This window comes from Marinobacter sp. B-21 (assembly GCF_056857895.1).
Genome location: NZ_JBSXNZ010000037.1, coordinates 1 through 24983, shown reverse-complemented (window position 1 = coordinate 24983; position 24983 = coordinate 1). Strand labels below are relative to the sequence as shown.

Genomic DNA, 24983 nt, shown 5'->3' with positions numbered 1-24983 from the left:
CAATAACGCTTCGGAAGAAGCTAAACAAGGTTCGCCCATGTCCAATTCTATCCCAACTCAACTGCGCTTTCCTCCCTTTGCCGGCTTTACCGTGCGAGCTGATTTCGAGGGCGGAGCGTTGTCATCCGACTTTGGCCCCCTGCTGCTGCGTGGGGTGGACCAACAGATTGGCCTGGTTCATCGACTGGCCCAGGCCATCGACGACCGCCGTCACGCCTCTTATATCGACCACTCACTTTCCGATCTATTAACTCAGCGGATCTTCCAGATCGCCTGTGGCTATGCCGATGCCAATGACGCCAACACCCTGCGCCGTGACCCGATGTTCAAGCTCGGCACCGAACGCAAGCCGCTTGAGCCAGAGCAGGATCTGGCCAGCGCACCGACCTTCTCGCGCCTGGAAAATGCCGTTAACACCCGCGACCTTTACCGTCTCGCCGAGGCCTTTGTAGAGCAGTTTGTCGCCAGCTACGCCAAGCCTCCAGAGATGATCGTGCTGGACATGGATCACTCCGAAGACCAGACCCACGGCCAACAGGAACTGGCGTTTTATAACCACCATTACCAGAGTCACTGCTACCTGCCACTGTTTCTGTTTGAAGGTCTGTCGGGCAAGTTCATTACCGCGGCACTGCGCCCCGGCAAACGCCCGACGGGGGCAGAGAACGCAATGATCCTCAAGCGGGTGCTCAAACGGCTGCGCCAGCATTGGCCCGAGACCCGCATCCTGCTGCGTGGTGATGCTCATTTCGCCAACGTGGAATTGATGCAACTGGCGCTCGACGATCCGTACACCGATTTCCTGTTCGGCCTGGCCGGCAACAGCCGTCTGAAAAAACTGGCCGAGCCACACCTGCAATCCACCCGGCGGCTGCACGATACCCGCTGCCATAACGCTCGCCTCGCGGAACAGGCCCCGCCGCAACGCTCGCGCACCTTCCACGAGATCGATTATCAGGCCCGTTCCTGGCCACAGGCGTTTCGCACTGTCCTGAAAGCCGAAACCATGGCCCTCGGCGATAACCCCCGCTTCGTCGTCACCTCCCTGGAAGAGTCAACCCCGGAAATACTGTACGCCGAGCTGTATTGCGCCCGGGGCCAGGACGAGAATTTCATCAAGATGATGAAAAACGACCTGGCCAGCGACCGCACCTCGGATTGCCGCTTTGCGGCCAACCACCTGCGCCTGTTTTTCTCCTGCGCCGCCTATGTGCTGCATCACGCCTTGCGCGCCGAACTGTTGCAAGGCACCGAGTTGTCTCAGGCCCAGCCCTCGACGGTCATCATCAAGCTGTTCAAGCTGGCCGTACGGGTGGTGCAGTACAAAGACCGCATCAAGCTCCACCTGCCAGGTAGCTGCCCGGTCAAGGCCCTTCTGCACACAGTCACCGAACGGTTATATCGCCTGCCTCGGCCCAGGTTAAACACCGGCTGAGCCGCCGTCGGCGCTCACCTCCATCTCGGGCTCGGGAGGCCTTCCCTCGCCCGGACGCTGGAATTGATCAAATAATAAACACTTAAGGCCGGTGACTGGATGACATCAGAGCGACATTGGCGCGCATACTACTAATAATTCTCATATCTGGGCGTAATGGGCTAACCGAGAAAATTTCGTGGCTGCTGCTTGGGGTGTTTATGAAATGTTCGGGATAGGTTTGTAGAAGGAACCGCTCTGTGTGGCTGGCCCTTCGTTTTTCAGTCTCATTGCTGTTGTAGAGCCGCTGATCACGGCTGTAGAGAAGGTCTTTTTCAGGGTCGCCGGTGATCGGCTGCGACGTGGCTCTATGATGAACGGGAATGTAGCCATTGACGTCCACCAACAGGCTGTAGACCGTGCCATCAAGGCGCTCTTTACTGCGGTCTGTCAGGTCCTGGAACGCTTGTTTAAAGCGATCGACGAACCGGGTCCGGTATTTTTGTGGCGAGGTATTCGGAACCGGTTCATAGCGGCGGTCAAAAATGTCCACACCCTGCCGGGCCAGCTCAGTGAGCCTTTGCTCGAATTCGGCAGCCAGCGCCTGGCGCTGCTCCAGAATTTCCTCGAAGGCGCCCCGGCCGATCCGGTAGCGGGCCAGCAGCGCCATGGAGGCCTCGGTGGCTTTGCGAAGCTGCTCGGAGTAGGCGTCCGATTCGGCAATCTCCTTCGCCAGTTCGCCGCCAAGGTGATGGATCTCGTTGCCGTGCTCGTGCACCTGACGGTTGGTAATACTAACTTCCTCCACGGAAGAGGTGATGGACAGAAGCTCCTCGTGCGCCTGCTCAATGTACTGCAACATGTCGTCGAACTGGGAAGCGGTCGAGGTCACCTCTTCCCGGGCCTCATCGGTTTGTTCAAGCAGCTGCTCGGTGTCCTTCTCGGTGTGACCGACCCGGGCATCCATGTCGCTGATGATCTGATGCACGTCGCCGGTCGCCGACGCAATTTTCTGGGCCAGTTGGCGGACTTCATCCGCCACCACGGCGAAACCGCGACCGGCCTCCCCCGCCCGTGCCGCCTCGATGGCGGCATTCAGCGCCAACAGGTTGGTCTGGTCCGAGAACCCCTGCACCATCTCTAGAATCTTGCCGATTTTGCCAGCGCTTTCGCTGAGCCCGGCCACGGTCTCGCGGAAGGTCAGCAGTTGGTCGTTGACCTGCCGAATTCGTTCGGCCACCTGGGACAACGCCTGATTGGACTCGCGCACCCCGTCGAGATTACGGGAATTGAGCTCCGAGACCGACCCGGTACGCTGGGTAATGTCCTCCAGTGCCGTGGCACCCTCACCACTGGACTGGGCAATCAGCTCGGAGACTTGTTCCTGCTTGCTGGCGCTCTGCTGCGCCTCGCCGGTGAGCTTGCGCAGCCTGGCCGACTGCACCGCCACCTGCACCGCATGATGGCGCAGATCCGACAGGGCGCCCCGCATGCTGGCCAACAGTTCATTATGTTCTCTGGCAATCCGCCCTGCCTGGCCGGAGCCGACCGGTTGGTCCCTTGATATATCCAGCACCCCGTGACTCTGGCCCGCATCGGGTTCAGTCGGCGTTTCAGCGCTGGCCACCCGGTCACGGCCCAACCACCAGGCCAACCCGGTTATCACGGCAGCCAACCCAAACCCGGCCATGGCAAATCCCGGCATCATCACAACCAGGGCGAACAGGACCAGAACCAATACACTGCTGACACGGAATACCAAAGGCTGCCGTGGACGACTTTCCGAAGCGACTGCATTCATTTTTATTTGCGTCCTCTGTAAGAGTAGGAACCGTTTTTGGGTTATCGGCAGGGCTCAACAGAACTTAAAAGACCAAAACCGGGACACCCATTAGCCTGCGAGGCCAAAAGAAGGCACAGGGCCAATAGCAGCTATACTGCCTAGTACACACCACCGAGAAACTGGCGAATTACCGGAGCAAAGTCTGATTCCCGGGGCCGGCAGAGACGCAGGCAGAATCTGCAAGGAGCATTCATGAAACCGTTTCGACTGAACAAACATGGAAAGCTGGTGTTTCCCTCAAGTATCTTTACCGAGCTCGACTTCTCGATCATCACCGATCTCAACCAGTTGAAGGCGATCATTCGGCGCGACTTCGAAGTGAAGGCTCCGACCGGCACTGAAATCGCCGAACGGGCGGCTGCGGGAGGCTATGCGACGCGCTATGACCTGTTGCGCGACATCGGCCTGCACCTTTTCTGGGCGAACCGTTACGCGCTGGTGATGTACGACAAGCAGCCGATGCGCTGGCGCGATGTCCCGCGGACCCGCGACGATGTCTTCGTGTCTTTGCTGCACCCCTGGGAGGGGCGGGAAGCCAAGTCCGCAAGTGTCCGCGAAGCCTACGGGCAGCTTCCGGCGAAGTGGAACGAAACGGCTGAAGACGAGCTGTTCGACATGCTCTTTGACGGCTTCTCAAACAAGCTCCATCTCGCAGCGTCACTGCCGCCAATCAAGGCCACGATTGCCGAGGCGCTCGCCACTGCCGGCGCTAAGACAACCACCCTCGGCAACTATAATCCCGACCACCCGCGCTACAGCATCGACGACATCCTTGATGTCTCAGACGAGCAGGCCGAACTCGAGGCGCTCCGGCGCTGGGCGATGGTGCTGCACAACCAGCACCCCTGGGACCGGAGCCAGGCCAGGCTGAAGCCATTGGCCGAGATGCAGGATGACGACATCGTCGTGCTGTATTATCCGAAGAACCGCCACGTGCTCGACTTCATCAACCACGAAAAGAGTGGTATCACCGGCGCGAAGCAAGCGCCGACGCCAGATCCTTCCGTCGAGCCCGTGCGACCCTATCCGCCGGTGGTGATCGGCGACGATGCACCAATCCAACCGAAGATCGAGGCGCTGGCAATCCGCAAGGGTGAGGTCGTCTGCTCAAACGAGGATGTGGTCCGGAACTCCCCATCCTCATGGTCGCCCATGAGCGCGGAGGAAATCGCCGACAAAACCGGCATCGAACGGCGCCGTTATACCGCCGAGCCACTGGAGAATATCGCCCTTGAGGCCGCGCGGGCAGCGATGACGCATGCCGGTCGCAGGTCCGAGGAGATCGGTGCAGTGCTGTTCTGCTCCTGTACCTCGAACCGACTGATTCCGTCGACCGCCACCTGGCTCTCAGGCCAGTTGGGCATCATGCAGACCCATTGCTCGGCCGACATCGTCGCTGCGTGCGCCGGGTTCCCGTATGGCGTCGCCGAGGCGGTCCGCTTGCTGCGGGAGATTGAACGTCCGGTCCTGCTGGTCATGGCCGAAAAGTTCTCGGACAAGATCGGCAATGCCCGACCGTCGCGGATGATCTTTGGCGACGGGGCCGCCGCCGTGGTGATCGCGCCGTCCGACGGTGAACGTGACATTCATGTGGTCCAGACCTATGCGAGCGGACCCGCCAGTCAGGTCAACTCCATCATCTGGCCGAATCACGATTTCGACAACGACATCACGGTCTATGGCCCCGAGGTCAAGGCGTTGGTCAAGCGCTACCTGAACCAGATGATGGGCGAGCTTTCCGAGCTCGGGCTTGAGATCGACATAATCGTGCCCCATCAGGCCAACAAGACAATGATCATCGAACTCGCTGAGCCCCAGGGGATCGACGCCAAGGACATTTACTTCAACATCGCCGAGGTCGGCAACGCCTCAGCGGCGAGCATCCCGATCGCGCTGGCCGATGCCGTCTTCGACGGGGCGATCAGCAAACGATCGATGGTTTTCACTCCGGGCTTCGGCGCCGGAGCCGTCGGTGGCTACGTGATCCTGTCCCTGGACCCGGCGATGGTTGCGCCGGAGGTGACCACCACCCTCGCCATGAGCCCATCGTCGACGAAGGCGCATTCCTCGATTGAAGATATCAAGGAGGCGTTCCATACATAAATTTTCATTTCAGCGAATTGACGCGGCCATCAACCGCCTTGCTGAACTCAATGCCATTGAGGGCGTCTCGCCGGTATTCGAGGTGATCGAGGCGGCACAGCCCCTGATGTTCAGCCCCGAAGGTCTGGAAGCGCTTTACGAACGCGTGCCGGCCATTGAGGCGGCCGCGTTCTTTGGGGGTACGCTACCTGCGTGGCCGCTGGAACGCCCTGATTCCAACGGCTTTGGGGCTGAGCTACACCGGTGCCGACGCGTTTCACTGCTACCCCGCGCTGATTCATACCCTGATTGACGAGGCCCTGTTTCCCGAGACCGGCCAGTGTGCCTATGGCCTGGCCATGATGCTCGAGCGGGACATTCTCTACGCACCTCCGGTAGCGCCTTTCCTGTGGCGCCAGATACGCCTGTCACTCTGCGACGCTGCCGCCGAGAAAATTGTGGCCGTCTTTGGTAGCCGCCGCTCCCCCGAGTGCTTCTTGCTCGCCGACGTGCTCAACGTGCTCGGGCTCCCGCTGGGAATCGGACAGGGCAACTATCCCACCTGCCAGTCATCGCGCGCCCTGTCCATGTGGGCCTACAACATGCCGGCAGAACTGCTTCGAATCCTTGCCTGGGCGGCGCGCGACGACGAAGTGGTGATGCGCTTTGAAGGCAACAGCATTTCTTCACGGGAGCTCGGCGCCGGACTGGCGACTGAGCCGCCGGTGGATGTGGATGCCGTCTCACTGCTGACGGTGCCGCACCTGGATTGCATCTATTTTGAAATGGGTCGACGCAGTGTCGGGCGTGGAGAAGATCCACACAAATGGGTCAACGCCGAATTCTACTTTTTTAACCCCAATAACGACAGCGGGCAAAACTGGGGCCAGGGCAGTTGGGCCTCGGGGCGCTAGAAAACCCGGCACGATTACCCTCAAAAACAAATCCGTCCCGGTTTTCATTCATAGCTCGGCCTACCCGGCTTTCCCCCGAGTTATCGGGTTCTGTGGGTCACACCAACGCTCCATTAACGATGGCCCGCAACTCCTGACGGATCGGGTAAGTCGACGAGGGGATCAGTTGCGTCATGAAGATCACCACCAGTTCCTCGACAGGATCGATAAAAAAGTTGGTGCTCGCCAGGCCACCCCAACCGTACTCGCCGACCGATCCGTTGGTCTGGGATTTGGCAACGTCAGTCTTTACCGAAAAGCCCAGGCCAAAGCCACTCCCGGCATAAGGTGTCTCGCTGAACGCACCGACGGATAGGCCTGGCAGGTCCTGATTGTCAGGTAGGTGGTTACGACGCATGAATTCCAGAGTTTTTCGACCAATAACCCGCCGCCCCCGAAACTCTCCGCCCTGACAAAGTGCCTGGGCAAAGTGGAAATAATCGTCAATGGTGGAAACCAGCCCGCCGCCGCCAGACACAAACTTACTTTTGTGCCGGAATGGGGACGTCTGCGGATCGTCCTGCAGCTTGAACTGATCGCCGGGCTGGTACTGATAGCAGGCGGCGAAGCGGTCAAGCTGATCGTCGCGGACCTGGAAGCCGGTGTCAGGCATGTCCAAAGGTTCAAAGATATGCTCTCGCAGATACTCATCAAAAGGCTTATCAGCCAGCAGCTGCACCAGATACCCCAGCACATCCGTGCTGACCGAATAGTTCCAGGCCGTACCTGGCGAGAACTCCAGCGGCAGTTCCGCCAGCTGATTGACCAGCGCTTCCAGCGTCATACTCCGGCTGCCATCCAGCTTTAGGTCCCGGTAGGCAGCGTCAACGTTGGTGCGGTTCATAAATCCGTAGGTCAGGCCGGACATATGCGTGAACAGGTCGCGAATGGTCATGGTGCGAGTCGCGGGTTCGGTCAGGAAATTGGGATGGACACCGCTTTTATAAACCCGCAGGTTTTTCCAGGCCGGAATATACTTGTGTACGGGATCATCCAGCAGAAACCGCCCCTGCTCATAAAGCTGCATCATGGCGATAGATGTGACCGGCTTAGTCATGGAATAAATGCGGAAAACCGTATCCCGGCGGACCGGCTTGTTGCGCTCCACATCCATCAGCCCTTGAGCTTTTACATAGGCAATTTCCCCTCGCCGGGCCACCAGTGTCAGTGCGCCGGGCAATTTTCCAGGCTGGATATAGCGACGGTCAAGGTGGCCTTCAATGTTAGGAAGATGGTCCGATGCGAGGCCGGCAACCTGTTTGAGTTCCGCCATAGAGGAGGCTCCTTGATTATGTGGTTTTGGAGTCATTGCTGCGTTATTAAACAATGATCCTGGCGCTCGCGGCCAGCCGTGATTTGAGATTATGCAGCCCCGGAGGCCATGGGAAATAAATCCGTCCCGGTTTCAGTCGGCTGAAGGCAGGCTCCCTCCCAGCATGTTTTCAACCACTGCCGCATTATAGAAAGTTTCAACGCACTGGATTTTGCCTTCCCGCACACGAAACCAGATGGCAAGGCGCACATCCCCGATCGGCTCAAAGTAGGTACGGTAATCCAGGATCGCAAACACGTGGTCACCGTCGGCACTGAGCTGACGCAGAACCAGGTCTTTCTGAATGGCAAACATACCGAACTGGTAGGCCAGCATGTCGTCCCGGCTCAGGAAACGCATGTTCGGCCCCACATATTCAAACCCTTCGGCAGCCAGCAAGGCCTTTGCTTCATCCAGCCGCTGGGCACGGATATCCGCGATGAACTGAGCCACAATATCCTTTGGCTGCATGAACACACTCCAAGTTCCAGAACGGGCAAGGTTGAATACCCAGGATTTCATAAACAGTAGCGCACCAGGCTCCCTGAATACCAGAAAACAGAGCGGTGACAATGAGTCAGTGCCAAACCGGGACAGACATATTTCCCCTCACTCCAAAAGCCATAAGGCCGCTCCAGCGCAGCACCCACATCGCCGATGGAGAACACCCTCGCGAATTCCGCGAATCGTTGCCCGCCAAACCACAGCTGAACAACAGGCAAAGAAAAGATACCGCGAGCAGCACACAACGGGCCGGCAGCTTCCTGGCAATCGATGTAAGCGGTCACCAGTTTCGGAAATTCCTCGCTGGCAAGCTTTTCGAGCTGAGGTTTCATGGCCTGACAGACGCCGCAGTGCGGTCCGCCAAAGAGGAGAAGAACAGCCGGCCTGAACGACGGTCCGTTCAAGAACCTGACCTCCTACACCGAGGTACTGCAGGATGGCATGCTCGGCTGGGCGTCATCTCCATAAACGGCATGATCAAGGCAGACATCCAGTGTCCCGGTTTTCCACAATGCCACTACCAAGGCCCCACCACATAACCAAGCTTCTCCGGCAACCACAGCGCGATGCCCGGCATCAGCATCACCACCAGCAGGCTGGCAGCCATGGCCGCGATAAAAACCAGCGCCCAGCCTATGGTATGTTCCAGGCGAATGTTGGCGATACGGGTGGTAACCATCAGGTTGACGGCAACCGGTGGCGTGAACTGCCCGATGGCAATATTCATCGCCAGCAGAATGCCAAACCAGATCGGGTTCCAACCGAAATGATTCATCAGTGGCAGCACGATCGGGATCAGGATCAGGTAGATGGAAATTGCATCCAGCAGCATACCGGCGATCAGTACCAGTACCATCACCAGCCCCAGCAGCACCCATCCGTTTTCCGAGAGAGAAAGCAGCGCATCAGCCAGATGCTGGAAGGTGCCCAGGGTGGCGCCGGCCCAGGCGAAGATGCCGGCCAACGCAATGATGAACATGACCACACCGGAGGTAACGGCCGCCTCGGTCATCAGGTTCCACAGGTCCCGGATGCCCAGATTTCGGTGCAACAGGCAGCCGACCAGTACGCCATAGGTGACGGCCACAACCGCCGCCTCAGTGGGCGTAAAGAGCCCCGAACGCAGCCCGCCGAGAATGATCACCGGCGCAAACAGCGCCGGCAAAGCCGCCTTGAAGCTGGGCCAGAGCGGCGGACGCTCTACCGTCTCCGGATCTTCCCAGCGATACTTCCTGGAAAAATACAGCGCCGGCGCCAGCAGGGACACACCCGCCAGGATGCCCGGGAACAACCCGGCGGCAAACAGTGCCCGCAAATCCACGCCCGGCACCACAATGGAATAGAGAATCAGCGCAATGGACGGCGGAATCAGAATCGCGGTAGACGACGAAGCCGCAATCAACGAAGCGGAGAACGGCTGCGGATAGCCCGCCTTCTTCATGCTCGGTAACATGACCATTGCCACTGCGGCTGCATCGGCAGGACCGGAACCACTCATCCCCCCCATGATGAGGCACACCAGCACCGCGACAACGGTAAGTCCGCCATGCCGGGGACCAATAATCGCCTGGGCAAACCGCACCAGACTGGCGGCCACCCCCGCACGCTCGAAAATCAGGCCGGTCAGAATAAACAGCGGAATCGCAATCAGCGGGTACTTGGCCACACTGTTGTAGGTGTTGGTGCCGAAGGTACCCAGCATGGCCAGAGGCAACCCTGCCACAATGCCGACAACACCACCCACACCCAGAGCTATAGCCACCGGCACACCCATCAGCAGAGCCAGCAGGAAGCTGGCGATCATCAACAGATCAGGACTCATGAATCACCTCCGGATCGATCTTGCCGCGCAGGCGATCAATCGTGTTCTGGGTCATCCGGATGATGATGGCCACTGACAACAACGGCAGCCAGATTACGTAGATCCAGTTGGGCAGCCCCAGGCCCGGTGACAGGGATTCCCACTGGTATTCCTGAAGGGCGAAGGTACTGCCATACCAGGTCATGATGCCCAGAACGGTCACACCAGCGAGCCACTGCAGCACGTAAACCACCTTGCGCGCCCAGAGTGGAAGGTAGTGTTCAATCAGCTCGATGCGGATGTGCTGGTTGTGGCGCGCCGCCACCGCCGCCCCCGCAAAAGTGAGTACAACCAGGCAAAAAACCGAAAACTCCTCGGTAAAGGCAAACGATGCATCCGTGGCGTAGCGGACGATGACATTGCCAAGGCTGATCCCGCAGATCGCGATCAGGGCGGTGGTGGCCAGCCAGGCCTCAGGGCGAAACTTGGGAGAACGGGGCGGCATGGGGACTCCGGTTTGGGACAGGCGCCCGCCGATGATGGCGAGCGCGGGGGCAAGTCTGAATTACTGGTTGCGGTTGGCAACAGCGTCCCGTGCCTGCTGGACGAGATCCTCGCCAATGCGCGATGTCCATTTTTCGTAGACAGACGCTGTGACCTCCTGGAAAGCATTGCGCTGTTCCGGCGTCAGTTCAGTAACTTCCACGCCACGGTCCTTGATGGAGGCCAGGATCGCGTCCACTTCGCCACGGGATTTCTCGATCTCCCACTGGCCGGCATCAATCGCGGCCTGCTTCAGCAGGGCCTGATCTTCTTCGGAGAACTGATCCCACACCTGGTTGCTGACGGCAAACACCAGCGGGTCTGCCATGTAGTGCCAGCGGGTCAGGTAGCTCTGGCCAACCTGATCGATACGCGCCACGTCGAAGACCGACAGCGGGTTTTCCTGGCCATCTACGGCACCGGTGGTCAGTGCCGGCTTGGCATCGGCCCAGCTCATCTGAGTGGGGTTGGCGCCCAGGGCGGTAAAGGTGTCCTGAAACAGCGGCGAACCCACAACTCGAATTTTCAGCCCGTCCAGATCGGCCGGTTCATCAATGGTCAGCTTGGAATTGGACAGCTCGCGGAAGCCGTTCTCACCCCAGGCCAGCGGGGTAACACCGCGTTTCTTGATCGCGGCAAAGATCGCCTCACCTGTCTCCCCCCGGGTAATCGCATCAATGGCGGCATAATCCGGCATCAGGAACGGCAGGGAAAACAGATTCAGTTCCGGAACCTGGGGCGACCAGTTAATGGTAGAACCGACCGCCATATCGATCAGCCCGGAACGCATGGCGGAGAACTCCTTGGTCTGGTCTCCGGAGACCAGCTGGGAGTTGCTGTAAATCTTCATGTTGATGCGCCCCTCGGAGCGCTCCTTTACCAACTCAACCCATTTGTCGGCAGCCTGACCCCAGGGGAAGGCAGACGGGAGAACCGTCGAGACAGTGTATTCATCCTTGTACTCGGCGTGGGAAGCGGCACTGAACAGTAACGTAGCCGCCGCAGTGGCAGCCAGAAATGTGCGACGTTTCAACATAGCGTTTTCCTTCTTATTAGAGTTGGTCAGATCACCAAACGGCAATCAGGCAGCGGACTGCCCAATGATTATAGAAATGCAGGTACTGCGAGGCAATAAAGAAGGAACCTACCAATATACCCGAGTATGAACATCTGGTCACGGCAGCGGGAATGCCATTGATCAGCACAGTTCAGGAGCCCCGCTGTATATCCTTCGGAATGGGAGAATAACCAGCACTTTCGTAGGATTAACTGTTCCAGATCCCCAGCATAGTGCCCGTTCCCAGAACGAGGGTTCCCCCCCACTTCCGCGACGATCAGTAGCACCATGAAGAAACCGGTCACCCACGAGGGCAGGAGGCGCTTGCCCAGACGCTGTGGGCACTGAACGACACCCTTTCCAAAGGCTCGGCAGCGATTTCTTCAACCACAGAAGTCACGAGTGAGGCGCAGCAACTGGTCGGACAGCTGCAGGGTCAGCTTGGTGTTACCAAGACTCAGGCAATGGGTGGCACAGGCGCACTGCTGCAGCTGGCCAAGAACCAGCTCGGCGCCGAGACAATGGGGACGCTCACCTCCGCACTGGGCATGGAAAGCGCCATGATCCAACAGTTTGTTCCCATCCTGATGAGTTTCCTGGGCGATCAGGGAGTGGGCTCATCAATGCTGGGGCAATTACAGAGCCTTTGGGCGCCGGCGGGATAAGCGAGTGGTAAGGCCACACGAGGGCTGAACCTACCCTGTTGCCGCTACCACGATGCCTGTATCTGGGGACTAAGCTACAGCATGTTGCAGGAGCTGCTGGTGATGGCTCCCGAAAATAAATGACACTGTTGCTATGCAGCCTCCATGAGGCATCTGGCAGACCGACCGAACGTTACAGGAGAGCCCGAAACATCATCAGGCGGAAACTGAATCTGTCCCGTTTTTCGGCGGCAATGACCGTCTCCATGGGGGCGCATGCCAACCCTTGCTCCCGCAGAAAGTCATCGGTGCTTGCGGTGTCGAAGCGAGTGGGCTGAATAAAGTTCAGCGCCTCCGGCCAGGTATTCATCAGCCGGGGCAGGCCGGGCAAACGCAGCAGGGCTGCCAATACCGGGATCGGCACATGGCGTCGCGGCGCCTGCCGGCCCAGCGTGTCAGCGGCGATCACGAGCAGGCCCTGTAAATTGGGCGTGGTCGGGTCCAGCGCCAACAACCGGTCCGGGGCTCTATCACTGGTGGCGGCAACCGCAATCAGCGCGGCCAGATAATCCACGGCCACCAAGGGCAGCCAGTGCCCGGGGCCGCCGGGGATCATAGCCATACGTCCCCGAGCCAAATTGTCGAGTAAGGCAAACAACGGCTGACTGGTATCGAGGCTGCCGGTGTCGCTGTGCCCCGCGACAGTGGCCGGCTGAACTTCCACCAGGTCCAGATCGCTTGCCCTGGCCAGCGCGCGCACACGAATTGCAGCTTCCAGTTTGCTGGCCTCATAACCACCCGCCCGACGATATACCCGCTGCCAGTTCACCCGTTCCGGGTCATCGCCATTAATCCCCAGTTGCTGAAGATGACCATGGTTTTCCAGCAAACTGGGCGCAGACATGGCGGCCGATAAAGCCGGTTGCGCCGGTGATAAGCAGGGTCATGGCAGGTCTCCTTGGTAGGGTCTGCCACCACCTTAAAGGTTAGAGTACACTCTAAGGTCAACATCCGCTTGAGAGAACGTTATGCAGATTGCGGAGCTAGAACAGCGCACCGGTGTAAACCGCCACACCCTGCGTTATTACGAAAAGGCCGGCCTGCTGCAGGAAGTCGTACGGCGTGGCAACAATTACCGGGACTACCCACGAAAAGCAGTGGAGCGAGTCACCATGGTGCGCCAGCTCAAGGCACTCGGGTTTTCCCTGGGGGAGATTCGAGAAATACTGAACGCGCTGCGCAGCGACAGCATTGATTGTGAACAGGGCGCGGTGCTGATGGCAGAAAAAAAAGCGGCCGTGGAGAGCAGGATTCGGGAACTGAAACAGGTCAGCATCCTGCTTGGCCGGGAACAACAACGGCTCGAAGAAAGCGCGGCAGCCCTACGCGAAAGCCAGCGCTGCAAATAACGAGCTTCCTGTATCCGAAAAACAACTCTGTCCCGGCTTTAACCGAATAGACCAGTCGCTAGTGAGCCCAATCCATGACCATCGACCGTGAACGCCTCGCCGCCCTTGCCGCGGAACCCCACTTTCACCGGGGCAAGTATCGAAACCTGGAGTCCGTGCCTCGCCATGGCCTGGGGGATTTCCTGCGCTGGCAGCTGGCCCCCGGCCGACGTTTCCCGCAGGGTAAACGCTACACGCTGCTGCGTCCGGATGGCCACTTGCTGATGAACCCGCCAGCAGAGCCACAACTGGCCTGGCTGGGGCATGCGTCTTTCCTGTTCCAGTACCGGGGCCTGAACGTACTGACAGACCCAGTGTTGTCGGACCGTGCCAGCCCTTTCCGATTGGTCGGGCCGAAACGGTTCACGCCACCCGCTCTGACGGTGGCGGAAATGCCGCCGATCCACCTGGTACTGATTTCCCACAATCACTACGACCATCTCGACGAAGCAACGGTGCGCCAGTTGCACCGACGTTTCGGAGCTGACCTGTGCTTCTGTATTCCGATGGGACTTCGACGCTGGTTCGAGAAGCGCGGCATCCACAATCTGGTGGAACTGGACTGGTGGCAATCGACGCCCCTGGCCGGCAAAGACGAAGTGTTCTGCCTGCCAGCCCAGCACTTCAGCGGACGAACCGCCACCGATACCAACACCTCGCTCTGGTGTAGCTGGCTCCTCGAACTGGACGGCTTTCGGTTCTATTTCGGCGGTGATACCGGTTATGGTCGGGTGTTTCACAACATTGGCGAACTGCTTGCGCCCATTGATCTGGCACTGCTACCCATCGGCGCCTACGACCCGCGCTGGTTCATGGCCCCGGTGCACGTGGCACCGGAAGAGGCGGTCAGGATTCACCAGGATATTGGCGCCCGTCAGTCTGTAGCCATGCATTGGGGCACCTTCGTGCTGACCGACGAACCCATGGACGAGCCACCCCGGCGACTGCGGCTGGCGTTGGAGAGGCAAGGCATGAGTGAGTCGGAATTTCGGGTAATGCAGCACGGGGAAGTTTGGTCGCCGCAGTGATTAACGGTACTGGAACCGCCCTGCCCTCAGCCGGCCCTGACCATCCCTCGTGATGCTGTAAGCCACCTTGCGATTAGAAACCGGCCGGCCCCGGCCTGCATAACTGCTGATATGAGCAAAGACCCGTTCACCACCGCCCTCCGGAGTAATGAAACCAAATCCCGTGGCGTCATTCCATGCAGTGAGTAACCCTTTCTGATTCAATTCACTATCGCCTTTAGAGCCTTATGGCGAGCATGTGCCTGGTCGATCTGCGTGGTGCCATCGTCCGAAAACCGGGACAGATCTATTTTTCAATATGGTAGGGAAACCGGGCACCATCACCCCGGCCTGTCTCGCCATCGGCTTCTCCTTGCTGTTGAAACACAGGATCCATTCTGTGCGCTGGCAGCCGATATCAACCGAAGTAGAGGGAGTGTTGGTAGTGACTCAAATTAGCGCTGAGCCATCAGGCAAGCCGCTAAAATAAATCTGTCCCGGTTTTCCCTTTCATCGCACACGCTGCCGCACAGACCAAAGACCCGGTTCGCCAAGGTTTGATCGCCATGTTGGGAACCTTTTTGGACACCCTCATTGTGTGTTCCATCACCGGCCTGGTCATTGTCAGCTCGGGCGTGTGGACGTCGGGTGAGTCCGGTGCAGCTCTGACGTCATCGGCGTTCGCCACTGCGTTACCCGGCGTTGGTAACTACGTGGTGGCAATTTCCCTGGCTATCTTTGCCTTTAGTACCATTCTCGGCTGGTCATTCTATGGTGAACGCTGTGTCGAGTTCCTGTTTGGCGTCAAGGCGATCAGGCCATTTCGCATTCTATGGATACTGGCGGTACCTTTGGGAGCCGTACTCAATCTTGACTTCGTATGGCTGGTGGCGGATACGCTGAATGCGCTCATGGCATTACCGAACCTGATCGCCATTGCGGCACTGAGCCCCGTTGTCTTTAAACTGACCCGAGAATACTTTGATCGCAAAACCCTCGGTCTGCCCGCAGAGTCCTCGGCATTTCAGTAGCCGTGTCGGAGTCCGTCAAGCGGACACCGTTACCGACGACCTGGATAGAACCTTCGGGCTTCTATCCAGGTCGCCAAAAAACCGGGATTAGAACTGTACTGAAGCGGCGGGCCGAATTGATCAAACCGGCAGTTCGATGATTTCACCGGCCACACAGGCTTCAGGACGCATTTTGCTGTGGGTGTCTGCGATGACTCCGATTTGCATGCTTACCCTTCATTCGCCTTACGATACTGCCCCTGATAATCAAAAATCCGTTCCTGCACCTGCCAATAGTGCTTCTGCTTGCGGGCAATCACAAAATCCGGTGCCGGCAACAAGGCCTGCAATTCAAACACCTCATCCGCTGAGCTGAACACTTTCGGAGCCTGGCTATTGGCGAAACGACGCCCAAACACTTTGCGTGGCGCGCGTCAAAGCCCGTGGTGAGCACGGACATATTCACCAGATACTTCAACTGCCGCTGTTTGAAGCGCTGAATCAGCAACGCCCGTTCATTCAGATCGGTCGCGCCGGTCACCAGGGCGGTTTGGTGTTCCGGCAGATAGCCGGTGATCTCCCGCGCATGATCCACCGTTGCCGCAAAGATCATCACCCCCTTGCGCTCAACGGCCAGCTCCATCACCTGCTCAATGATGGCCCGGGTTACACGCCGATGTTTGCTCAGCAGTTGGTTGACGTCCTTCTCGGCGTATTCGCCAAAGCGATCCTGAGCCAGCGCGGAGAAATCGTATTGGGCCACCGCCGCGTTAACCAACTCAGGTCGGGTGAGATACCCCCGATTGATCATGTAGCTCAACGGCAGTTCATAAATGCAATGCTGAAACGGCTTGCCCTGCTCTTCATTAGAGCCGCGAACAAAACCCCGGTAGTGATAGCGATAGATCCAGCCCATGGCCAGGCGATAGGGGGTGGCAGTTAGCCCGAGCACCTTGAGGGAATCATTCTGTTGCCGTAGCAGCTCAATGATCCTTTGATACCGACTGGTTTCATCGCCGCTGACCCGATGGCACTCATCGATGATGACCAACGAGTATTCATCCCGGAACTGATCCAGATTCGCCGATACCGACTGCACACTGGCGAAGGTCACCTGATGCCGGATTTCCTTACGCTGCAGCCCGGCGGAGAAGACGCCGCCCGTTAACCCATAGCTCTGGTATTTGGCGTGATTCTGCTCCACCAGCTCTTTTACGTGGGTCAGCACCAGAATCTTGCGCCGGGCAAGACGGGCCAGCTCGGCAATGACCAGGCTTTTGCCTGCGCCGGTTGGCAGCACGATAACGGCAGATTCATCCGATTGGCGGAAATGATTCAGCGTGGCGTCGACCGCTTCCTGCTGGTAGGGCCGGAGCTTGAAGGGCGGGCCAAAACACTGAATCATCCTAGAAAAACAGTACCGGAGACACCCCAAACCGCTTGCCGAGGGCTTCCATGTGTTTGCGGGTCAGTTTTTTACCTTCAGCACCATTGAGAATCTTGCTCACATTGCCCTTTGAGCCCAACTCCGGCAGATCAGCAACCCCAAGACCGTGTTGAGCCATCAGGGTTTTCAGTACAGCAATCCCCCTGTCCGTTTCTGCAACAGCGGCATTGAAGTCGGAAAACTCTGCAGCCTGGTCCTCCCAGCGCTCAATACTGACAGCCACAATCTCAATTAACAGTTTATTGGCGTCGTAGTCGTCCACCAGTTGGTCCATCAGCTCCAACGCTCGCTCATAGTCATCCTGGGTCTCAATGTGGGCCACATAAGGCACCCGAGTCAGCGCTTCTCTGATCTCAACAAAAGCAGGCGATAACATAAGCCTCACTCCCTATTGCGACGGTATTTGTCAGTCAGCCGGTCGTATTCGGCGTGGCTGCAAATGTGTTTCACATACATGCGATTATCACGAAACTCAATGAAGGCGATCAGCCGTAAATTGTTGCCGCCAATGTCGATAACCCACCATTTGTCCCGGTATTTGAAATTGTCCAGGGACGGGAACACCTGGCGCAGCTGATCAGGTGTTTCAAACCGTCCATAACGCAACGTGGTGTAGGTATTTACCAGAGCCTCCCGGTCATTGGGAAACTGCCTAGCCGCATCACTGAACGGCTTTCTTGAAATAATGTGCACGAACTTTCCCTGTTTCTTTTTTTGAAACCATAGCAAAAAGTTTCCGAAATAGAAACTGTGGGTCAGACGGTTTCTATCCTGCTTCCAAGCCGGAGCGTAAAAGCGGGACAGATCCATTCTTCAATATGGTGGGGAGAAACGGGCACCATCACCCTGGTCTGCCTTGGCATCAGCGTCAATCAGCAGGCCTTTTTCATAACCGGTGCCAACCATTTGCGCCTGGCCTTCTCCACCAGATCTCGAGCATCGTGAGTCCAGCGGTGGAAATTGGGGCTGTAGTAATTGAATGTACTTGTCATTGGTGGCCAATTGAGCGAATTCTCTGAGCTAACGGATAGCACTTCCTGGTTTTCGTGTTTCATTATCATCCTTGTCGGCACCCAACCATCGTTGTATCTTCGGATTCCTCGCCCAGGAAGGGCCATGTTTACAAGGAACGAAACAATGGAATCTGATCAACGCGAACACATATCCGTAGTCATCAATTATTTCTGGGGCGAAGGAGCAACCTCACCTGAATCTGTAAACCAAGGTATGGCTATCATCGCCTACGAGGCACTGGAAGAAGCACAAAGCTGCTCAGCAGCCTATTCTGGCATGAAGTTCCAGGTACCCGGATCACCCGTCGTCGTTGGGTCAATTGGTGCAAACCACGACATTCTGTTGATCAAGTATTCCGATACCGTCGGCAAGCGATACATCAGTTTCGGTACCGAAAACACACTCGAAACGGGAGGCTGCGGATGGTCTGATTTTTTCGAGGCAACGCTATCGGAAAAAGAAGCCCACAGTTGTGATCAGGCTAGCGTAGAGTCTTTCAAGAGCGTATTTGTTCAAGGTGCGGATGCGGGCATCTGGAAAGCCGCAGATAGAGCTTACTACTACTTCCTGCCTGATCAGGGCTCCTCGTTTGTCTTCTTTCAGTCCAACAATGGTAACCTGATCAAGTTGGAATCTGACTTTCTCGATTCTGATGGCTTCCGACGGATGTTAGGGGATATGTAGAGCCGCCGGAAACCGCGGCAACCGGGACACCCATTAGCCAGCTGTAGTCAAGGCACAATAGAAGACCTGACCCTGTCCTCCATGACCCTGTCCTCCGTTTTCCTGTTCCCCGGTCCGACTCAGGAAATTATATCTGCCTATATCACCGTTTCGGCAAGCATGCTAAAAGATTCCTCACAGCAGTAGGCTGGGTACTTTCCTCATCAGGATATCAGCATGTCAGATAAATTTTTCTTCAAGGGCCGGCAGGACGCACGCCAGCACCACACCGCTTACGGCGGCTTTCGGACCAACGCCAGCCAGAAGAGTGGCAGCAGGAAGTATCCGCTCACGCTGGTGGTTACCAGTGAGGCGCGCAAACAGGAGGTTGAGGCACAGGTGGCGAAGGCGAAGCTGCACGCGAATATTTCGGTTGATACCCGCGAGGGCGCCGCTGAATCCATCACTGAGCTCACCGCTATCCTGAATAAGGGAGAGACGGTCACCACGGTAAAATCGCCCTCCCGCAACGACTTCTGTAACTGCGGTAGTGGCATCAAATTCAAGAAGTGCTGTGGCTGACGACAACCGGCGTATAGAGGGCAATGGCTATGATTGTTTGCGGGGTTGAGCTGACTGGCAGCGATGCGGTGGTGTGTTTGCTGAATATGGACAGGGGGCAGTTCAACCTGCCGGAGTGCAAGGTGCGCAAACTGTCACTGCCGAAAAACCATAGCCGTGACGATCTGAAGCGGTTCCAGGCGGCCTTTGCGGAGTTAATGGCCGAGTACGGGGTGACCCGTGTTGCGATCAAAGAGCGGATGCCAAAAGGCAAATTTGCCGGTGGTGCCATCAGCTTTAAAATGGAAGCGGCCATTCAACTGACCACCGGTACTGAGTTTACCGTGACCCTGCTGCCCCCGGCACTGATCAAATCCACCCTGGCAGTCAACCCGCTGCCAATTGCTTTTGCCGATACGGGGTTGAAGGCCTTTCAGGAAGCGGCCTTTACCACCGCCTATGTAGGACAGCTGCACGGTCGTTGAACCTGAAAGGTGTGTACCGGCAATTAGAGATTATGCGCCTCCCGCACATCATCCGGCTCCTCACCCTGCCTTGGCAACTGCGGCATGACCATTCCGGGAAAATAAATCTGCCACGGGTTTCCCATGATTATTTCGGTGGCACTTCCTTGATGTACAGGTCTTGTTGCGGAAATGGGATGGTGATGCCTTCTTGCTTGAATCGGCGCCAGATCTCCAGATTGATGTCAGAGCTTACACTACCGAAACCTGCTTGCGGGTCTGCCACCCAGACCCGGGCTTCCAGATGAATGCCGTGGTCGCCGAACTGCGTTAACCGGCACACCGGCTCCGGCTCCGAAATCACGCGGGGGTGCTCCCGGGCGATCTCCAGCATGATTGCCATGGCGCGCTCCACGTCATCACTGTAGCTCACCGAAACCGGGATCTTCAGACGTACGTTGGGGTCCGAATAGGACCAGTTAATCACCTCGGTGGTAATCAGGTTTTCATTGGGAATGAGCGTGTCTACGCCGTCGCGGTTGCGCACCACCACGTAGCGGGCATGCAGTGCGACCACCCAGCCGAACTTCTCGCCGACGCTGACCACATCACCGGGGCGTATCGAGCGGTCGAACACAAGAATAAAACCGCTGATGAAATTGCTGGCAATACGCTGCAGGCCGAAGCCAATGCCAACACCCAGGGCACCGCCAAACACCGCGAGCGCCGTGAGATCAATACCGACCAGATTAAGAACGGACAGCGCAGCAACGGTAATCAGCACCAGCTTACTGACTTTGGAGAAACCCACGGCCGCGCCGGAGCTCAGATACGGCAACCGGGCCAGTCGCCGATCGATAATGCCCGAAAGCCAAATGGCAACCACCAACACAAGGCCCATCAGCAGGATTAGCTTGATGACCGCCAACAGGGATATGCGCAGGTCGCCCACCGAGAAGGCCAGGTTATCCATGGCCTCAAGCAACCCGGGCAGCAAGCCCAAGAGATGCAGGCCCACTACCAGCCAGATGAGCGTACTGATCACATTTTCCGAAGCCTTGACCAGGGGGCCGCTTCGCATCCCCTTGCGCAACATATAAACCAGGGTGCGGATCAGGGCGAACGAGATCAGCAGCGGGACAGCCAGATCCAGGGCCCAATAGGCCTGATTCAGCGCGGCAAGTAACGCGCGCCCCATCAGAACCACCACCAGCATCGAGATTGGAAAGGCAAGGCGCTGGATAGCGCGTTGCGTCAGGTGTCGCATGCCCCGGGAATCGGCAGCGGTACGCCGGGCAATGAGACGATGCAGATAGAACGCAGCCATCCCCGCAAACACCAGAACCGCGGCCTGCGGGATGACGTCCAGCAATTGTATTTCCTGCATGGCCACCAGCAAACCTTGCCAGTTTTCCACCATCGACAACTCCCGGGTAACGAGAATTCAGTAACTGGCCGCACTTGGCAGCATTCAGCCTCTAAACAGTATAGGAGCCAAAAAATAGATCTGTCCCGGGTTTCAAACCTCCAGGGCTTCGGGACGCATTTTGCTGTGGGTGTCTGCGATCACTCCGATTTGCATGCTTACGCCCTCCAGATTCCCCAATTGCGCCCACCCGACCCATGCGCATGGCCATGCAGGTAAGCATTGCTATAGTGAAACAAGACCACCTGATTCTCAATGTCGGCCAGAACAGGTAAATACATGCCACTCCCGGTAGGACTTCCCCATGCCCACTTATACCGTCACGGTCGCGAACCTTCCTCTGTCGCAGCAGCAGAAATCACAGATAGCGGAAGCCATAACAACGGCCCATAACACGCAAACCGGCGCACCCCGCTTCTTTGCCCAGGTTTTGTTTTTTGCTACCCATGAGGGCGAGCACTTTGTGGGTGGCACCGTGAACCAGGAGCCCCAGGTGTATGTTCATGGTCTGGTACGCCAAGGCCGCAGTACCGAGGTCAAGGAGGCCCTGATAAGCCAGATGCTTGAAGAGATAGTGCGAATTGCGGGCATTACGGTTGAGGACGTCTGGATCTATCTGCAGGACATTCCCGCCACTCAGATGATCGAGTTTGGCCGGTTTCTGCCAGCACCGGGAGACGAAACTGAGTGGGAACGGGGAATGACGCCAGAAAAGCGGGGCAGGTTACCCAAATGACCGAAATAATAGATCTGTCCCGGTTGTCTTACCAGCCAGACGCTTCATCAGTTGAGGAATTGCGGCCAGATTGTCGTTTGCCTGAACGACCAGATGAACATGGTTAGTTATCAGGCAATAGCTGAACACATCCAGCTCATAGATCTGCTTCCATTCCTGAAGGTTTGCGAGGTAGTACTCAAAGTCGCGGCGCTCGATGAACACCGGTTGGCGGTTATGGCCACGTTGGACAATATGGTGTGGAAAACCGGGCACAATCACCCTGGCCTGTCTTGGCATCAGCGTCTCCTTGCTTTTGAATCACAGAATCCATTCTGTGCATTGAAGGTCGATGTTAACCGAACTACAGAGCCGGTTAATAGGGGCTCAAATTAGCCTCGAGGCACAGAAGCCGGAAAATAAATCTGTCCCGGTTTCTGGTCATATTTCCCCGGTACTCATCGGCAACATTATCGGTGGTACAGGTCTGTTCGCGATGCTGGCCTACGCCCAGGTTCATGAAGAAATGTGATGCAGCGCCGAGCACTGGTATCCACACTGGCTGGTTAATCGGTGTCGCTAACCCGCGCCGTCGCCCAACGTATGTCCTCTAACGGTCTCGTTGTAGAGGCATTGGTGCGTGTGCCATTTCTCGTCCGTGCTAGCCTTGCTGCCTTCCCACCGGGGATCCTGAGGCCGTTCGTGACTGTTGATGAAGGCAGCCGCTGTGTTGATCCGGTGCATTCCAGCCCCCCAGTTGTAGGCTCCGGCACCCCATAGTGGCGGGAAAATCTGGCGGCCATCGTCCGCGAATTTTCCACTGCCGTCACTGCCATGGCAAATGCTGCATTGATTCTGGTACACCTCCTCACCACGGCTCACGCTGCTTCCGTTCCGGGGTTCGGGAACAGCCGCGTAACCGCGCCCAGGCAGATTCTTGCCAATTGGTGCCCCCTCGGCCGACCAGAAAAAGAACGCCTGCAGATCCTTGAGCACCTGGCTATCGGGTTCGGGCGGTCCACCGGCCTCCGAACTGTTCGCATTCATCGAGTAGGTGAAGCAACCGCGAATGCGTTCATCCATGGTATTGACGTGGTCATTCTTGCCCCGGTATTTGGGATAAATACCCCACGCGCCCCACATGGGAGCGGAGTTAGCTGCGAGACCGCCGGCCAGATGACAATTGCCGCAATTCTGCTTGTTGCCCACAAAGCGCCTGGCTTCCGGGTGCTGGCGCGTATTCACGAATGCCTCCCAACCGCTGCGCACGCTGTCACCGAACGGCCCCTCGGGAATATCGTCGAGGCTTGGGGGCTGATGGTACCCCTCCGCGCCGGGTTCTAGAGTCACCGCCTGGCTATCTTTGTCACTGAGGCGTTTTGCAACCGATGCCATCAAACCATTGGGGTCGTTGTGGCGGCTGCCGGACTGCCAGGCCTTGATCTGGTTTTGGAGGTAGGTTGCCGGTTGCCCCGCAATCGATGGGAAAGCGACACCCACGCCTTGACCCTGGAGGCCGTGGCAGGAGGTACAAGCGTGAATACCCTGTTGCCAGTCTCCGCGCTGAGCGAGCGTCTCCCCCCGATGCAGGGTTTTCTGATCCACTTCCCCTCCGGGTGCCATGGTCGGAGGTTTCAGGCTGGCGAAGTATTCCGCGACGTCCCCACGCTGCTGTTCTGAAAGCGCAGAGGCGATGGGGGCCATAATCGGGTTACTCCGAGTGCCGTTAGCCATTGCTTTGAGTTGCTGGGCCATATAATCGGCATTCAACCCCGCCAAGCGCGGCCATCCGGCGGCTGCATTCCCACCACCCTGCGCGCCGTGACAGGAAGAACAGGCTTGCACCCCTTCACTGCCCTGTTGCGCCACGTCACTTTCTGATACCACTAATCCATCCAGCGTAATCCGGAACAGATCTATTTTTTCAGAGCTGGGTATCCGTTCAGCTTAGCGGCAATTGCAAAGCAAAATTCAAAGAGGGAACCTAGACAAAAGAGTTCGAGGTCCCCAGCGGCGAGACGATACCTTGCGGGAAAACAGGAGCCTTCAAGGCTGGCTGAGCAGCATTGAGGTGGATCTGATGGGCACGATCATCAACATTGCCCCCAACTCATCGTCTAAGGAGTTTTGTAAAGCCCATGCCCGAATCGACCCCACTTCAAACCCTGCTCGACACACTTCCTCAATCCGGCCGCGTTGAGTGGATTGGAATCCGCCCCGCACGCGGCGAGCCAATGCAGGTGCTCGAGAGAGTGACGGTCACCCCGGGCAAAGGACTGGACGGAGATCGATTCAAGGGCCGCGACACCAGCAAACGGCAGGTGCCCCTGATCCAGAAAGAACACCTGCATGCCATTGCCGCCTGCTTGCACCGGGAAGCCATTGAACCCGACGTTTTCCGGCGCAACATCGTCGTCTCTGGTCTGAACCTGCTGGCCCTGAAAGGCAAAAGGTTCCGGATCGGTGGTGTGGTACTGGAATACACGGGCCTGTGCCACCCCTGCAGCAAGATGGAGACTGCCCTCGGGCCGGGTGGGTACAACGCCATGCGTGGGCATGGAGGCAATTACTACGCGGGTGGTTGAAGGGGGTGAACTGGCTCACGGTGACAAAGTGCAGGCATTGCTACTACCCCAAAAGGATCAGCCCTAAGCCCTCAGCGCGCCTGGCCATCGTGACCGGGAAACAACAGCTGTTTCAAGAGTACGAATTTAAAGAGAGCACAAGGCCGGCCACGGCAAAGCTGCAAAAGACTCATCGTGGACAGCGGGCACCATTCGGACTTGGAAATAGATCTGTCCCGGTTTCCTGAAGGCGATCCGTATCCAGAAACGACGAAAATAAGTCCGCGTGCGGAATGACCTGGCCATTCTGGGTGATTTTGAAATCGGTGCCTCGCAGGCTGCTGCTGTGCATGGTTATGTCGAACGCTCTTAGCCCGAAAAATTCATAAAAAAAGGCGAACCTTGCTCAACCCATTGATATAATGGGAGTTACGACAATAACGCTTCGGAAGAAGCTAAACAAGGTTCGCCCATGTCCAATTCTATCCCAACTCAACTGCGCTTTCCTCCC

Annotated in this window: 28 protein-coding genes and 1 pseudogene; 13 read left to right on the top strand and 16 right to left on the bottom strand. The window is 57.4% G+C overall.

Translation table 11 applies throughout. The features are described 5' to 3' along the window. Positions 1 to 37: 37 nt before the first annotated feature. The gene (locus tag AC13C0_RS01675) at positions 38 to 1435 is read left to right on the top strand and encodes an IS1380 family transposase (RefSeq protein WP_289114228.1); all 1398 of its coding nucleotides are present in this window, start codon (positions 38 to 40) and stop codon (positions 1433 to 1435) included. An 82-nt stretch (positions 1436 to 1517) separates the two neighbouring features. Here the strand turns inward: AC13C0_RS01675 and AC13C0_RS01670 are convergent, their stop codons facing one another. Next, positions 1518 to 3215 (bottom strand): methyl-accepting chemotaxis protein, encoded by a 1698-nt coding sequence (locus AC13C0_RS01670; protein WP_482953853.1) that lies wholly within the window; start codon positions 3213 to 3215, stop codon positions 1518 to 1520. Positions 3216 to 3449: 234 nt separating this feature from the next. On the opposite strand from AC13C0_RS01670, the gene AC13C0_RS01665 reads away from it, so the two are divergent. Both AC13C0_RS01665 and AC13C0_RS01660 read left to right on the top strand, forming a co-directional pair. Beyond that, positions 3450 to 5360, top strand: a complete 1911-nt coding sequence (locus tag AC13C0_RS01665) for a 3-oxoacyl-[acyl-carrier-protein] synthase III C-terminal domain-containing protein (protein WP_117618066.1) — start codon at positions 3450 to 3452, stop codon at positions 5358 to 5360. Between the two features lie 173 nt (positions 5361 to 5533). Beyond that, a complete protein-coding gene (locus tag AC13C0_RS01660; RefSeq protein ID WP_482953852.1) occupies positions 5534 to 6253 on the top strand; it encodes a hypothetical protein in 720 nt (239 codons plus the stop codon). Between the two features lie 97 nt (positions 6254 to 6350). Here AC13C0_RS01660 and AC13C0_RS01655 read toward each other — a convergent pair whose 3' ends face one another. The 6 genes from AC13C0_RS01655 to AC13C0_RS01630 form a co-directional block, all read right to left on the bottom strand. Beyond that, a complete protein-coding gene (locus tag AC13C0_RS01655) occupies positions 6351 to 7565 on the bottom strand; it encodes a serine hydrolase domain-containing protein (RefSeq protein WP_482953851.1) in 1215 nt (404 codons plus the stop codon). A gap of 132 nt (positions 7566 to 7697) precedes the next feature. Continuing rightward, positions 7698 to 8075: a nuclear transport factor 2 family protein gene (locus AC13C0_RS01650; protein ID WP_482953850.1), complete on the bottom strand. Its 378-nt coding sequence runs from the start codon at positions 8073 to 8075 to the stop codon at positions 7698 to 7700. 47 nt (positions 8076 to 8122) lie between these two features. Next, the gene (locus AC13C0_RS01645) at positions 8123 to 8512 is read right to left on the bottom strand and encodes a thioredoxin family protein (RefSeq protein ID WP_482953849.1); all 390 of its coding nucleotides are present in this window, start codon (positions 8510 to 8512) and stop codon (positions 8123 to 8125) included. A gap of 113 nt (positions 8513 to 8625) precedes the next feature. Beyond that, the gene (locus tag AC13C0_RS01640) at positions 8626 to 9930 is read right to left on the bottom strand and encodes a TRAP transporter large permease (RefSeq protein ID WP_482953848.1); all 1305 of its coding nucleotides are present in this window, start codon (positions 9928 to 9930) and stop codon (positions 8626 to 8628) included. Continuing rightward, on the bottom strand, positions 9920 to 10414 hold the full coding sequence (locus tag AC13C0_RS01635; protein WP_482953847.1) for a TRAP transporter small permease: 495 nt from the start codon (positions 10412 to 10414) through the stop codon (positions 9920 to 9922). Before AC13C0_RS01635 ends, AC13C0_RS01640 begins: the two co-directional genes overlap by 11 nt. A 60-nt stretch (positions 10415 to 10474) precedes the next feature. Beyond that, a complete protein-coding gene (locus tag AC13C0_RS01630; RefSeq protein WP_482953846.1) occupies positions 10475 to 11488 on the bottom strand; it encodes a DctP family TRAP transporter solute-binding subunit in 1014 nt (337 codons plus the stop codon). 356 nt (positions 11489 to 11844) lie between these two features. Here AC13C0_RS01630 and AC13C0_RS01625 point away from each other — a divergent pair, with 356 nt between their 5' ends. After that, positions 11845 to 12174, top strand: coding sequence for a DUF2780 domain-containing protein (locus AC13C0_RS01625; protein ID WP_482953857.1), 330 nt, complete (start codon positions 11845 to 11847; stop codon positions 12172 to 12174). Positions 12175 to 12346: 172 nt separating this feature from the next. On the opposite strand, the gene AC13C0_RS01620 is transcribed toward AC13C0_RS01625, so the two are convergent. After that, positions 12347 to 12982 (bottom strand): SDR family oxidoreductase, encoded by a 636-nt coding sequence (locus tag AC13C0_RS01620; protein ID WP_482953856.1) that lies wholly within the window; start codon positions 12980 to 12982, stop codon positions 12347 to 12349. A gap of 19 nt (positions 12983 to 13001) precedes the next feature. Beyond that, on the bottom strand, positions 13002 to 13100 hold the full coding sequence (locus AC13C0_RS01615; RefSeq protein WP_482953845.1) for an NAD-dependent epimerase/dehydratase family protein: 99 nt from the start codon (positions 13098 to 13100) through the stop codon (positions 13002 to 13004). Between the two features lie 81 nt (positions 13101 to 13181). On the opposite strand from AC13C0_RS01615, the gene AC13C0_RS01610 reads away from it, so the two are divergent. Both AC13C0_RS01610 and AC13C0_RS01605 read left to right on the top strand, forming a co-directional pair. Further along, complete coding sequence (locus AC13C0_RS01610) at positions 13182 to 13562, top strand: MerR family transcriptional regulator (RefSeq protein WP_482953844.1); 381 nt, start codon at positions 13182 to 13184, stop codon at positions 13560 to 13562. 74 nt (positions 13563 to 13636) lie between these two features. Further along, the gene (locus AC13C0_RS01605; protein ID WP_482953843.1) at positions 13637 to 14629 is read left to right on the top strand and encodes an MBL fold metallo-hydrolase; all 993 of its coding nucleotides are present in this window, start codon (positions 13637 to 13639) and stop codon (positions 14627 to 14629) included. Here the strand turns inward: AC13C0_RS01605 and AC13C0_RS01600 are convergent, their stop codons facing one another. Further along, positions 14630 to 14833, bottom strand: coding sequence for a cold shock domain-containing protein (locus AC13C0_RS01600; RefSeq protein ID WP_227539482.1), 204 nt, complete (start codon positions 14831 to 14833; stop codon positions 14630 to 14632). Between the two features lie 287 nt (positions 14834 to 15120). Here AC13C0_RS01600 and AC13C0_RS01595 point away from each other — a divergent pair. Then, positions 15121 to 15639, top strand: a pseudogene (locus tag AC13C0_RS01595) (alanine:cation symporter family protein); the annotation flags it as partial. A 295-nt stretch (positions 15640 to 15934) separates the two neighbouring features. On the opposite strand, the gene AC13C0_RS01590 reads toward AC13C0_RS01595, so the two are convergent. Genes AC13C0_RS01590 through AC13C0_RS01580 form a run of 3 tightly spaced genes read right to left on the bottom strand, consistent with a single transcriptional unit; the run spans position 15935 to position 17758 of the window. Next, positions 15935 to 17023 (bottom strand): DEAD/DEAH box helicase, encoded by a 1089-nt coding sequence (locus AC13C0_RS01590; RefSeq protein ID WP_482953842.1) that lies wholly within the window; start codon positions 17021 to 17023, stop codon positions 15935 to 15937. A gap of 1 nt (position 17024) precedes the next feature. Then, positions 17025 to 17441, bottom strand: coding sequence for a helix-turn-helix domain-containing protein (locus AC13C0_RS01585; protein WP_482953841.1), 417 nt, complete (start codon positions 17439 to 17441; stop codon positions 17025 to 17027). A 5-nt stretch (positions 17442 to 17446) separates the two neighbouring features. Further along, positions 17447 to 17758, bottom strand: coding sequence for a type II toxin-antitoxin system HigB family toxin (locus AC13C0_RS01580; RefSeq protein WP_482953840.1), 312 nt, complete (start codon positions 17756 to 17758; stop codon positions 17447 to 17449). A 444-nt stretch (positions 17759 to 18202) separates the two neighbouring features. Here AC13C0_RS01580 and AC13C0_RS01575 point away from each other — a divergent pair, with 444 nt between their 5' ends. The 3 genes from AC13C0_RS01575 to AC13C0_RS01565 all read left to right on the top strand — a co-directional run bounded on the left by AC13C0_RS01575 (position 18203) and on the right by AC13C0_RS01565 (position 19788). Next, on the top strand, positions 18203 to 18763 hold the full coding sequence (locus tag AC13C0_RS01575) for a hypothetical protein (protein ID WP_482953839.1): 561 nt from the start codon (positions 18203 to 18205) through the stop codon (positions 18761 to 18763). Between the two features lie 216 nt (positions 18764 to 18979). Then, complete coding sequence (locus tag AC13C0_RS01570; protein ID WP_482953838.1) at positions 18980 to 19324, top strand: PBPRA1643 family SWIM/SEC-C metal-binding motif protein; 345 nt, start codon at positions 18980 to 18982, stop codon at positions 19322 to 19324. A gap of 29 nt (positions 19325 to 19353) precedes the next feature. Beyond that, positions 19354 to 19788, top strand: coding sequence for a DUF3010 family protein (locus AC13C0_RS01565; protein ID WP_482953855.1), 435 nt, complete (start codon positions 19354 to 19356; stop codon positions 19786 to 19788). Positions 19789 to 19915: 127 nt separating this feature from the next. Here the strand turns inward: AC13C0_RS01565 and AC13C0_RS01560 are convergent, their stop codons facing one another. Then, positions 19916 to 21187 carry a mechanosensitive ion channel family protein gene (locus AC13C0_RS01560; RefSeq protein WP_482953837.1) on the bottom strand — a complete coding sequence of 424 codons (1272 nt, stop codon included), beginning with the start codon at positions 21185 to 21187 and terminating at the stop codon, positions 19916 to 19918. 310 nt (positions 21188 to 21497) lie between these two features. Between AC13C0_RS01560 and AC13C0_RS01555 the strand changes: the two genes are divergently transcribed. Continuing rightward, a complete protein-coding gene (locus AC13C0_RS01555) occupies positions 21498 to 21929 on the top strand; it encodes a tautomerase family protein (protein WP_482953836.1) in 432 nt (143 codons plus the stop codon). On the opposite strand, the gene AC13C0_RS01550 is transcribed toward AC13C0_RS01555, so the two are convergent. Then, positions 21918 to 22208, bottom strand: coding sequence for a transposase (locus tag AC13C0_RS01550; RefSeq protein ID WP_482953835.1), 291 nt, complete (start codon positions 22206 to 22208; stop codon positions 21918 to 21920). The two genes, AC13C0_RS01555 and AC13C0_RS01550, sit on opposite strands and share 12 nt — an antisense overlap. A 52-nt stretch (positions 22209 to 22260) precedes the next feature. On the opposite strand from AC13C0_RS01550, the gene AC13C0_RS01545 reads away from it, so the two are divergent. Then, positions 22261 to 22440 carry a hypothetical protein gene (locus tag AC13C0_RS01545; RefSeq protein WP_482953834.1) on the top strand — a complete coding sequence of 60 codons (180 nt, stop codon included), beginning with the start codon at positions 22261 to 22263 and terminating at the stop codon, positions 22438 to 22440. Positions 22441 to 22487: 47 nt separating this feature from the next. On the opposite strand, the gene AC13C0_RS01540 is transcribed toward AC13C0_RS01545, so the two are convergent. Next, on the bottom strand, positions 22488 to 23753 hold the full coding sequence (locus AC13C0_RS01540) for a c-type cytochrome (RefSeq protein WP_482953854.1): 1266 nt from the start codon (positions 23751 to 23753) through the stop codon (positions 22488 to 22490). A 293-nt stretch (positions 23754 to 24046) separates the two neighbouring features. Between AC13C0_RS01540 and AC13C0_RS01535 the strand changes: the two genes are divergently transcribed. Continuing rightward, the gene (locus AC13C0_RS01535) at positions 24047 to 24493 is read left to right on the top strand and encodes an MOSC domain-containing protein (protein WP_482953833.1); all 447 of its coding nucleotides are present in this window, start codon (positions 24047 to 24049) and stop codon (positions 24491 to 24493) included. The last annotated feature ends 490 nt before the right edge of the window (positions 24494 to 24983 follow it).

Bases quoted from the DNA above. Each gene is read 5' to 3' on its own strand.
- AC13C0_RS01575 (WP_482953839.1), top strand. From the start codon at position 18,203: ATGGAATCTGATCAACGCGAACACATATCCGTAGTCATCAATTATTTC.
- AC13C0_RS01630 (WP_482953846.1), bottom strand. From the start codon at position 11,488: ATGTTGAAACGTCGCACATTTCTGGCTGCCACTGCGGCGGCTACGTTA.
- AC13C0_RS01635 (WP_482953847.1), bottom strand. From the start codon at position 10,414: ATGCCGCCCCGTTCTCCCAAGTTTCGCCCTGAGGCCTGGCTGGCCACC.
- AC13C0_RS01535 (WP_482953833.1), top strand. From the start codon at position 24,047: ATGCCCGAATCGACCCCACTTCAAACCCTGCTCGACACACTTCCTCAA.
- AC13C0_RS01610 (WP_482953844.1), top strand. From the start codon at position 13,182: ATGCAGATTGCGGAGCTAGAACAGCGCACCGGTGTAAACCGCCACACC.
- AC13C0_RS01590 (WP_482953842.1), bottom strand. From the start codon at position 17,023: ATGATTCAGTGTTTTGGCCCGCCCTTCAAGCTCCGGCCCTACCAGCAG.
- AC13C0_RS01650 (WP_482953850.1), bottom strand. From the start codon at position 8,075: ATGCAGCCAAAGGATATTGTGGCTCAGTTCATCGCGGATATCCGTGCC.
- AC13C0_RS01670 (WP_482953853.1), bottom strand. From the start codon at position 3,215: ATGAATGCAGTCGCTTCGGAAAGTCGTCCACGGCAGCCTTTGGTATTC.
- AC13C0_RS01675 (WP_289114228.1), top strand. From the start codon at position 38: ATGTCCAATTCTATCCCAACTCAACTGCGCTTTCCTCCCTTTGCCGGC.
- AC13C0_RS01655 (WP_482953851.1), bottom strand. From the start codon at position 7,565: ATGGCGGAACTCAAACAGGTTGCCGGCCTCGCATCGGACCATCTTCCT.
- AC13C0_RS01605 (WP_482953843.1), top strand. From the start codon at position 13,637: ATGACCATCGACCGTGAACGCCTCGCCGCCCTTGCCGCGGAACCCCAC.
- AC13C0_RS01640 (WP_482953848.1), bottom strand. From the start codon at position 9,930: ATGAGTCCTGATCTGTTGATGATCGCCAGCTTCCTGCTGGCTCTGCTG.
- AC13C0_RS01545 (WP_482953834.1), top strand. From the start codon at position 22,261: ATGTTAACCGAACTACAGAGCCGGTTAATAGGGGCTCAAATTAGCCTC.
- AC13C0_RS01585 (WP_482953841.1), bottom strand. From the start codon at position 17,441: ATGTTATCGCCTGCTTTTGTTGAGATCAGAGAAGCGCTGACTCGGGTG.
- AC13C0_RS01665 (WP_117618066.1), top strand. From the start codon at position 3,450: ATGAAACCGTTTCGACTGAACAAACATGGAAAGCTGGTGTTTCCCTCA.
- AC13C0_RS01560 (WP_482953837.1), bottom strand. From the start codon at position 21,187: ATGGTGGAAAACTGGCAAGGTTTGCTGGTGGCCATGCAGGAAATACAA.
- AC13C0_RS01570 (WP_482953838.1), top strand. From the start codon at position 18,980: ATGTCAGATAAATTTTTCTTCAAGGGCCGGCAGGACGCACGCCAGCAC.
- AC13C0_RS01615 (WP_482953845.1), bottom strand. From the start codon at position 13,100: ATGACCCTGCTTATCACCGGCGCAACCGGCTTTATCGGCCGCCATGTC.
- AC13C0_RS01555 (WP_482953836.1), top strand. From the start codon at position 21,498: ATGCCCACTTATACCGTCACGGTCGCGAACCTTCCTCTGTCGCAGCAG.
- AC13C0_RS01550 (WP_482953835.1), bottom strand. From the start codon at position 22,208: ATGCCAAGACAGGCCAGGGTGATTGTGCCCGGTTTTCCACACCATATT.
- AC13C0_RS01565 (WP_482953855.1), top strand. From the start codon at position 19,354: ATGATTGTTTGCGGGGTTGAGCTGACTGGCAGCGATGCGGTGGTGTGT.